Source organism: Pseudomonas izuensis, assembly GCF_009861505.1.
GTDB classification, from domain to species: Bacteria; Pseudomonadota; Gammaproteobacteria; order Pseudomonadales; family Pseudomonadaceae; genus Aquipseudomonas; species Aquipseudomonas izuensis.
Genome location: NZ_WTFT01000006.1, coordinates 190,411 through 200,047, shown reverse-complemented (window position 1 = coordinate 200,047; position 9,637 = coordinate 190,411). Strand labels below are relative to the sequence as shown.

The 9,637-nt window shown below is 62.9% G+C and carries 7 protein-coding genes and 1 tRNA gene; all 8 read left to right on the top strand.

Going from position 1 to position 9,637, the window contains the following annotated elements; translation table 11 throughout:
* On the top strand, positions 1-185 hold a 185-nt coding region (locus tag GPL81_RS31205; RefSeq protein ID WP_218585634.1), incomplete at its 5' end, for a hypothetical protein.
* 91 nt (positions 186-276) lie between these two features.
* Positions 277-3,342 carry a formate dehydrogenase-N subunit alpha gene (gene fdnG / locus GPL81_RS06145; RefSeq protein ID WP_160105843.1) on the top strand — a complete coding sequence of 1,022 codons (3,066 nt, stop codon included), beginning with the start codon at positions 277-279 and terminating at the stop codon, positions 3,340-3,342.
* Complete coding sequence (fdxH, locus tag GPL81_RS06140) at positions 3,343-4,290, top strand: formate dehydrogenase subunit beta (RefSeq protein ID WP_160105841.1); 948 nt, start codon at positions 3,343-3,345, stop codon at positions 4,288-4,290.
* Complete coding sequence (locus GPL81_RS06135) at positions 4,287-4,955, top strand: formate dehydrogenase subunit gamma (RefSeq protein WP_160105839.1); 669 nt, start codon at positions 4,287-4,289, stop codon at positions 4,953-4,955. The genes fdxH and GPL81_RS06135 overlap by 4 nt, the downstream gene beginning before the upstream one ends.
* Positions 4,956-4,959: 4 nt before the next feature.
* On the top strand, positions 4,960-5,886 hold the full coding sequence (gene fdhE / locus GPL81_RS06130) for a formate dehydrogenase accessory protein FdhE (RefSeq protein WP_160105837.1): 927 nt from the start codon (positions 4,960-4,962) through the stop codon (positions 5,884-5,886).
* Positions 5,887-6,118: 232 nt separating this feature from the next.
* The gene (gene selA, locus GPL81_RS06125) at positions 6,119-7,534 is read left to right on the top strand and encodes an L-seryl-tRNA(Sec) selenium transferase (RefSeq protein WP_160105835.1); all 1,416 of its coding nucleotides are present in this window, start codon (positions 6,119-6,121) and stop codon (positions 7,532-7,534) included.
* A gap of 24 nt (positions 7,535-7,558) precedes the next feature.
* Positions 7,559-9,466, top strand: coding sequence for a selenocysteine-specific translation elongation factor (gene selB, locus GPL81_RS06120; protein ID WP_160105833.1), 1,908 nt, complete (start codon positions 7,559-7,561; stop codon positions 9,464-9,466).
* A 6-nt stretch (positions 9,467-9,472) separates the two neighbouring features.
* A tRNA-Sec gene (locus GPL81_RS06115) sits at positions 9,473-9,568 on the top strand.
* Positions 9,569-9,637: the final 69 nt, after the last annotated feature.

Here is a 9,637-nt window from a genome sequence, read left to right as displayed (position 1 = left end):
GCGAGGCACCGAGTGGTGGGGCAAGAGCGTTTGGTTACTTTGCGCTTTTCAAAGTGACTCGCCGTAAGGGCGAAACCGCCAGCCGCCAATACCGGAGAAACGGATATGCCCCAATCCATCACGAGCAAGCATTGCCCCTAAGCCCGACGGTCGGTTTTCATCGCGAATTCGACAGGGTTGACTAAAGTTGAAGTGTCGGCAGCCCGTCTGCCGCGACCGTGATTGTCCAGAAAAATCCGGCAAAGCACCGGATCTCCACCTGATCAGGAGTGCACGATGGACCTCAGCCGTCGTCAGTTCTTCAAGGTCGCCGGTATCGGCCTTGCAGGCTCTAGCCTGGGCGCGTTGGGCATGGCCCCGACGCCTGCCTTTGCCGAACAGGTGCGTCACTTCAAGCTCGCCCATACCCATGAAACCCGCAACACCTGCCCGTATTGCTCGGTCGGTTGCGGGGTGATCATGTACAGCCAGGGCGATGCGGCGAAGAATGTCGCGCAAAGCATCATCCACATCGAAGGTGACGCCGACCACCCGGTCAACCGCGGCACCCTGTGCCCCAAAGGCGCCGGCCTGCTGGACTTCATTCACAGCCCCGGGCGCCTGCAATATCCGCAGGTGCGCAAACCCGGCAGCAGTGAATGGACGCGTATCGGCTGGGATGAAGCGCTGGATCGCATCGCCGACCTGATGAAGGCCGACCGCGACGCCAACTTTATCGAGAAGAACGCCCAGGGCCAGACAGTGAATCGCTGGCTGACCACCGGTTTCCTCGCGGCCTCGGCGGCGTCCAACGAAGCGGGATACATCACCCACAAGGTGGTTCGCAGTCTCGGCATGTTGGGGTTCGATAACCAGGCGCGTGTCTGACACGGCCCGACGGTGGCAAGTCTTGCCCCGACGTACGGCCGTGGTGCCATGACCAATACCTGGACCGATATCGCCAACGCGAATCTGGTCCTGGTGATGGGCGGCAACGCAGCAGAAGCACACCCCTGCGGCTTCAAATGGGTGACCGAAGCCAAGGCGCACAACAAGGCGCGGCTGATTGTGGTCGATCCGCGTTTTACCCGGACCGCTTCGGTGGCCGACTATTACGCGCCGATTCGCACCGGTACCGACATCGCGTTCATGGGCGGTCTGATCAATTACCTGCTGACCGAGGACAAGATCCAGCACGAGTACGTGCGCAATTACACTGACGTGTCGTTCATCGTCAAGGCCGGCTATGGCTTCGAGGATGGCATTTTCAGTGGATATGACGCAGCCAAGCGCCTCTACACCGACAAGTCCGGCTGGGGCTATGAACTCGGTGAGGACGGTTTCGTCAAGACCGACCCGACCCTGCAGGACCCGCACTGCGTCTATCAATTGATGAAACAGCATTACAGCCGCTACAGCCTCGAACTGGCGAGCCAGATTTGCGGCATGCCGGTCGATGCCATGCAAAAAATCTGGGAAGAAATCGCCACGTGCTCGACACCGGGCAAGACCATGACGATTCTCTATGCCCTGGGCTGGACCCAGCACTCGATCGGCTCGCAGATCATCCGTAGCGCGGCGATGGTGCAATTGCTGCTGGGTAACGTCGGCATGCCGGGTGGCGGCGTCAATGCCTTGCGCGGGCACTCCAATATCCAGGGCCTGACCGACCTGGGCCTGTTGTCCAACTCGTTGCCGGGCTACCTCACGCTGCCCCTCGACGCCGAGCAGGATTACAACGCCTACATCGTCAAACGCACGCAAAAACCGTTGCGTCCGGGGCAATTGTCCTATTGGCAGAACTACAGCAAGTTCCACGTCAGCCTGATGAAATCCTGGTATGGCGCCAACGCCACGGCCGAGAACAACTGGGCTTACGAGTACCTGCCGAAACTGGACATTCCCAACTACGACATCCTCAAGGTCTTCGACCTGATGGGCCAGGGCAAGGTCAACGGCTACATGTGTCAGGGGTTCAACCCCATTGCCGCGTTGCCGGACAAGAACCGGGTGATGGCGGCGCTGGCCAAGCTCAAATGGCTGGTGGTGATGGACCCGCTGTCCACCGAGACCTCGGAATTCTGGAAAAACGTGGGGCCGTACAACGATGTGAAAAGCGCCGATATCCAGACCGAAGTGATCCGCCTGCCCACCACTTGTTTCGCCGAAGAAGACGGTTCGCTGGTCAACAGCAGCCGTTGGCTGCAGTGGCATTGGAAAGGCGCCGATGGCCCCGGCCAGGCACGGACCGACATACGGATCATGGCCGAACTGTTCCTGCGTCTGCGTCAGCGTTACCAGGCCAATGGTGGCGCGTATCCCGAGCCGATCCTCAAATTGACCTGGCCGTACAAGGTTCCCGACGAGCCTTCGCCGGAGGAACTGGCCAAGGAAATCAACGGCAGTGCCGCCGCCGACTTCACCGACGCCACCGGCGCTGCGATCAAGGCCAATACGCAACTGGCTGCGTTCAGCCAGCTCAAGGATGACGGCAGCACGGCCTCCGGTTGCTGGATCTTCTGCGGCAGCTGGACCGAAGCGGGCAACCAGATGGCCCGGCGCGATAACAATGATCCGTTCGGCATGCACCAGCATCAAGGCTGGGCCTGGGCCTGGCCGGCCAACCGACGGATTCTCTACAACCGCGCCTCCGCCGACCCGCAAGGCAAACCGTGGGATGAGAAAAAACGCCTGGTGTGGTGGAACGGAAAAGCCTGGGGCGGCACCGATGTGCCGGACTACAAGGCCGACGTGCCACCGGAAGCGGGGATGAATCCGTTCATCATGAACCCCGAAGGCGTGGCGCGGTTCTTTGCCGTCGACAAGATGAACGAAGGCCCGTTCCCCGAGCATTACGAACCGTTCGAAACGCCGATCGGCATCAACCCGCTGCACCCGCAAAACAAGAAAGCCACCAGCAACCCGGCGGCGCGGATCTTCGATTCGGTGTGGGATTCCCTCGGCGTGGCCAAGGACTACCCATACGCCGCCACCAGCTACCGACTGACCGAACATTTCCACTTCTGGAGCAAGCACTGCAGGCTCAACGCGATTGCCCAGCCGGAGCAATTCGTCGAGATCGGCGAGGTGCTGGCCAAGGAGAAAGGCATCGTCGCCGGTGACCGCGTGCGCGTCAGCAGCAAGCGCGGGCACATCGAAGCGGTGGCGGTGGTGACCAAGCGGATCCGGCCGTTGCAGGTCAACAATCAGGTGGTGCACCAGATTGGGATTCCGCTGCACTGGGGCTTCACCGGCCTCACGCGCCACGGCTACCTGACCAACACCCTGGTGCCGTTCCTCGGCGATGGCAACACCCAGACCCCGGAATCCAAGTCATTCCTGGTCAACGTGGAGAAAATCTAAATGGCCAGCCAAGACATCATTGCCCGCTCGGCCACAACCACCGTGCCTTCGTCGGTGCGCAACCTGGAGGAAGTGGCGAAGCTGATCGACACCACCAAATGCATCGGCTGCAAGGCCTGCCAGGTCGCCTGCTCGGAATGGAACGAGCTGCGCGACGATGTCGGTCACAACCTCGGCACCTACGACAATCCCCAGGACCTCAGCGCAGAAACCTGGACCCTGATGCGCTTCACCGAGCACGAAACCGACGCCGGCAACCTGGAATGGCTGATCCGCAAGGACGGCTGCATGCACTGCGCCGAACCCGGTTGCCTGGCGGCGTGCCCCAGCCCCGGGGCGATCATCAAGCACGCCAACGGCATCGTCGATTTCAATCAGGACCATTGCATCGGCTGCGGTTACTGCATCACCGGTTGCCCGTTCAACATTCCGCGCATCTCGCAGAAGGATCACAAGGCCTACAAGTGCACGCTGTGTTCGGACCGGGTGGCAGTAGGGCTGGAGCCGGCCTGCGTGAAAACCTGCCCGACTGGCGCCATCGTGTTCGGTTCCAAGGAAGACATGAAGGAGCATGCCGCCGAGCGCATCGTCGACCTCAAGAGCCGCGGCTTTGACAACGCGGGTCTGTATGACCCGGCAGGCGTCGGCGGCACCCATGTGATGTATGTGTTGCACCACGCCGACACGCCGAAACTGTACGCCGGGTTGCCCAGCGACCCGGTCATCAGCCCGCTGGTCAGCCTGTGGAAAGGCGTGAGCAAACCCCTGGCGCTGCTGGCCATGGGCGCGGCGGTGCTGGCCGGATTCTTCCACTACGTGCGCGTCGGTCCGCAGGTGGTCGAAGAGGATGAACTGCCCCACGGACCTGATCCGGCGGTGCACGAAGTCGATCCGTCGGTGCACACCTATGATCCGAAGCAGGCTCCGAAGACAGGGGACCGACCATGATCCGCAAGCAGATCCTTCGCTACACCGCCAACCAGCGCACCAATCACTGGCTGGTGGCGATTCTGTTCTTGATGGCGGGGTTGTCCGGGCTGGCCCTGTTTCATCCGGCCTTGTTCTGGCTGAGCAACCTGTTCGGCGGCGGCCCCTGGACCCGCATCCTGCACCCGTTCATGGGCGTGTTGATGTTCCTGTTTTTCCTCGGTCTGGTGTTTCGTTTCTGGCGCGCCAACACCTTCATCGCCAACGATCGCCTGTGGCTCAGGCGCATCGACCGGGTGATGCGCAACGAAGAGGAGGGCGTGCCACCCATTGGCAAGTACAACCCGGGGCAGAAACTGCTGTTCTGGACTTTACTGCTGTGCATGCTGGTGTTGCTGTTCAGCGGGTTGGTGATCTGGCGGGCGTATTTCAGTGCGTACTTCGGCATCACGGCCATTCGCTGGGCGATGCTGCTGCATGCCCTGGCCGGTTTCGTGCTGATTCTGAGCATCATCGTGCACATCTACGCCGGCATCTGGATCAAGGGTTCCGTCAGCGCCATGCTGCACGGCTGGGTCAGCCGCGCCTGGGCGAAGAAACACCACGAACTGTGGTATCGGGAAGTCACGCGGGACGAGCGTCCAGACCCGCCGTTGAGCAAAATGCCTGTGAACAAAAAGGGATAGCGACTTGGCGACCATCCTCGAACCTGGACAAATCGAAGCGGCGGCCGGTTCGCCGCCGTTTCTGCACCTGCCGCCGCACAACCTGTTCAGCCTGCGCGCCGAGCGCCTTGAGCATCTGGCCGAAGGGCATCCTCTGGCCGATTACCTGCGCCTGCTGGCCGGGGTGTGCCGGGCGCAGCAGCAAGTGCTGGATGATCCGCCGCAAAGCGAGCCCCTCGACCGACAACGCATCGAGTTGTGCCTGGAACACGGACTGCCGCCATTCGCCGCCGACAGCCTGAGCCGCGAGGATGATTGGCAGGCCTGGCTCGATGCCCTGTTGCAGCGTTATGCAGCCCCCGACCAACCCGCCGTGACCGAGGCACTGGACACCTTGCGTGAGGCCAGTGCCGGACAACGCCGCGCCTGGGCGGTGGCGCTGGTCAGTGGTCAGTATTCACTGGTGCCGGCGGCCCTGGTGCCGTTCCTCGGCGCGGCGCTGCAAACCGCCTGGAGCCATTGGCTGCTGAGCACACCCAATCTGCAATTGACCGCCGGCAACAGCCTCAGCCAGTGCCCGGCCTGCGGTTCGCCGGCCATGGCCGGGGTGATTCGCAATCGTGGCAAGCACAACGGTTTGCGCTATCTGGTCTGTTCCTTGTGCGCCTGCGAATGGCACGTGGTGCGGGTCAAATGCGTGTACTGCGAGCAGAGCAAAGGCCTGGAGTACCTCAGCCTCGAAGACGATCGCCACGCCGCCAATCAGGCGCCGCTACGGGCCGAGGTCTGCCCGGGCTGTAATGCTTATCTGAAGCTGCTCTATCTGGAGAACGACGCCCGTGCCGAAGCATTGTCGGCGGACCTTGCCAGCCTGATGTTGGACATGCGCCTGGCCCAGGACGGCTACCAGCGGCTGGCTCCAAATCTGTTGCTGGCACCGGGAGACGAGTGAGCACAGGGTCTACACTCTGGCACGAAGGATGTAGTCGATCACCTGTAGGAGCAATGCTTGCTCGCGATGGTCGTGAGCGATGACGCCTACTGTCTGAAGGATTGCATCGCCTGGACTTCCATCGCGAGCAAGCATTGCTCCCACAGGGGTATGCATTCAAATGTGGGAGCGTGCCTGCTCGCGATGGGGCCGGGACTGAAGCGGCCAATCCCCTGGTATTCCGGAGCGCCTGATGCCCGCAAGCCTTGCCAGCCAAACCCTGCACCTGCCTTCCATCGACAGCCTGCTGCGTCACCCGGCGTGCAGCCCCTTGGCCGAGCGTTATGGACGCGAGGCTTTGTTGGGTGCCTTGCGGCAATTGCTCGATGACGTGCGTGAAAACCTGCGGCAGGGTCAGGTCGAAGCCGTCGAAACAAGCCCCGAAGTATTGGCGGGCCGGGTCGGGGAGCGCCTGGCCAGCCAGCATCGCAGTCACGTTCGCCGGGTGTTCAACCTCACCGGCACCGTGCTGCACACCAATCTGGGCCGTGCCTTGCTGCCGGAGGAGGCCATCGATGCTGTGCAAATGGCCGCACGTTATCCGTTGAATCTGGAATTTGACCTTTGCAGCGGCAAGCGCGGCGACCGCGACGATCTCATTGAAGGGCTAATCCGCGAATTGACCGGGGCCGAAGCGGTGACCGTGGTCAACAACAATGCGGCCGCGGTGCTGCTGACCCTCAACAGCCTGGGGGCACGCAAGGAGGGGATCATTTCCCGGGGCGAACTGATCGAAATCGGCGGCGCATTCCGCATTCCCGACATCATGGCCCGTGCCGGGGTGAAGCTTCACGAAGTCGGCACCACTAACCGTACCCATGCCCGGGATTACGAAGCCGCCATCGGCCCGCGCAGTGGCCTGGTGATGCGGGTGCACGCCAGCAATTACAACATTCAGGGTTTCACCACCAGCGTGCCGACGTCAGAGCTGGCGCTATTGGCGCACCAGCATGGTTTGCCGCTGCTCGAAGACCTGGGCAGCGGCAGCCTGCTGGACCTGACTCGCTGGGGACTGCCCGCCGAGCCCACGGTGCGCCAGGCCTTGCTCGATGGCGCGGACATTGTCACCTTCAGTGGCGACAAGTTGCTCGGCGGTCCGCAGGCCGGGTTGATTGTCGGGCGCAAAGACCTGATTGCCCGGATCAAGAAAAACCCGTTGAAACGCGCGTTGCGGGTCGACAAGTTGACCCTGGTCGCCCTCGAAGCGGTGCTGGGCCTGTACCGCAACCCGGATCAATTGGCCGAACGCCTGCCCAGCCTGCGCCTGCTGACGCGTCCCCAGGCGGATATCCTCGCCCAGGCTGAACGCCTGCAACCTTCACTGGCGCAGGTGTTGGGTGCTGCCTGGAGCGTCAGCGCAGTGCCGGCGCTGGGCATGATCGGCAGTGGCAGTCAACCGGTGGCGCGCTTGCCCAGTGCCGCGCTGTGCCTGCGCCCGCACAGTTCGAAACGCCTGCGCGGGCGCTGCCTGCATGGGTTGGAGGAATCCTTGCGCGGCTTGCCGATCCCGGTGCTCGGACGCATCGACGACGACGCCTTGTGGCTGGATTTGCGGCAACTGGACGACGAACCGGCGTGGCTGGCGCAACTGGATCATTTGCACGCTTGATTGCAAACAGGAGGGACAGGCAGGGTGATTGTCGGCACCGCGGGGCACATCGATCACGGCAAGACCGCATTACTTCAGGCCCTGACCGGGCAGGCCGGTGATCGGCGGCGGGAAGAGCGCGAACGCGGCATGACCATCGACCTGGGCTACCTCTACGCGGCGCTGGAGCCAGGCGCGGCCCTGACCGGTTTCATCGACGTGCCCGGTCACGAGCGCTTCACCCACAACATGCTCGCGGGGGCGCAGGGCATCGATCTGGTGCTGCTGGTGGTGGCCGCCGATGACGGCGTAATGCCGCAAACCCGGGAACACCTGGCCATCGTCGAACTGCTCGGCATCCCGCGAGCATTGGTGGCCATCAGCAAATGCGATCGGGTCGAGCCGTCCCGAGTGCAAACCGTGCGCGAGCAGATCAGCACCTTGCTGGCGCCCGGTCCTTATGCCGATGCGCCACTGATTGCGTTGTCCAGCGTCACCGGGGAGGGCATTGACGTCCTGCGTCAGACCTTGCTGGAGGCGCAGGCTGACGTGCAGCAACGCAGCCTCGACGGTGGTTTTCGCCTGTGGATCGACCGGGCGTTCAGTGTGGCCGGCGCGGGTATCGTGGTCACCGGCACCGCACTGTCCGGGCAGGTGGCGGTGGGCGATACGTTGCTGCTCGGCCCCTCCGGCAAACCGGTGCGGGTAAGGGGTCTGCATGCGCAGAATCAAGCCGCCGAAAGCGCCACGGCCGGGCAGCGCGTCGCGTTGAACCTGCAGGCCGAACGCCTGGCGCTGGAGCAGATCCATCGCGGTCAATGGCTGGCGGCCGAATGGCTGTACGCCTCGACCCAGCGCCTGGACATCGACTTTCAGCTGTTGCCCGGCGAACCTCGTGCCTTCGAGCATTTTCAACCGGTGCATGTGCACATCGGTACTCAAGACGTGACGGGCCGAGTGGCCTTGCTGGAAGGCTCCAGCCTGGCGCCGGGCGAGCGAATGTTCGCGCAGATCCTGCTCAATGGGCCGGTGCAGGCGGTGAAGGGGGATCCGCTGATCCTGCGCGACCAGAGTGCGCAACGCACCCTCGGTGGCGGTCGGGTACTCGACCCGTTCGCGCCGACCCGTCACCGCCGCAGCCCCGAACGGTTGGCGCAGTTACAGGCCTTGGCCAGCAATGCTCGCCTGGAAATGCTACTGCCGGTGTTGCTGGCCAACAGCGACAACGGACTCGATCCACAGCGGCTGGAACGCCAGTTCAACCGTCCGCGGGCCACCTGGGAATTGCCGGAAGAGGTGCGGTTGATCGAGACACGGCAGGGGCCGGTACTCTTCGACGCTGCCCGCTGGCAGGCATTGAAAGCCGGGTTGCTGCAACACCTGGCGCGGTTTCATGAACTGGAACCGGATCAGATGGGCCCGGACCGTGATCGTTTGCGCCGTTTCACTGGAACGACCCTCGACCGCCCGACCTTCATCAGCCTGCTCGACGAATCGCTGGCCAGCGGCGCCATTGCCGCCAACGGCCCGTGGCTGCACATGCCCGATCATCAGGTGCGCCTGAGTGAGGAGGACCAAGCCCTGTGGCATCAGTTGCAGCCGTTGTTCGAGGCGGCCGGGTTCGATCCGCCGTGGGTGCGCGAACTGGGTCATGACGAAGCCAGGGTGCGCGCGTTGTTGCGCAAAATGGCCCGGTTGGGGCTGATGCATCAGGTGGTGCGCGACCTGTTCTACACCGACACGCTGATCCATCGTCTGGCGGCTATGCTGTTGCAACTGGCCGACGCCAATCCGGTGATCCAGGTGGCGGCGTTTCGCGATGCGCTGGGCCTGGGACGCAAACGCAGTATCCAGATTCTCGAATACTTCGACCGGCTCGGTCTGACACGACGAATTGGCGACAAGCGCCATATCCGCCAGGACAATGCGCTGGCCCGGCGAACGGATCACTGATTTCAAGGAAGGTAATCGCGCCCGGTGGCGCGGCCGGGCTTCAAACCCGGTTGGGGACGGCATCCGTTCCCGGGCCGGTTCGACTCCGGCTACCTTCCGCCAGTTTCCGGGTTGGGGGCCAGGTACGCATACCCCCTGTAGGAGCAAAGCTTGCTCGCGATGGCGTTAGTC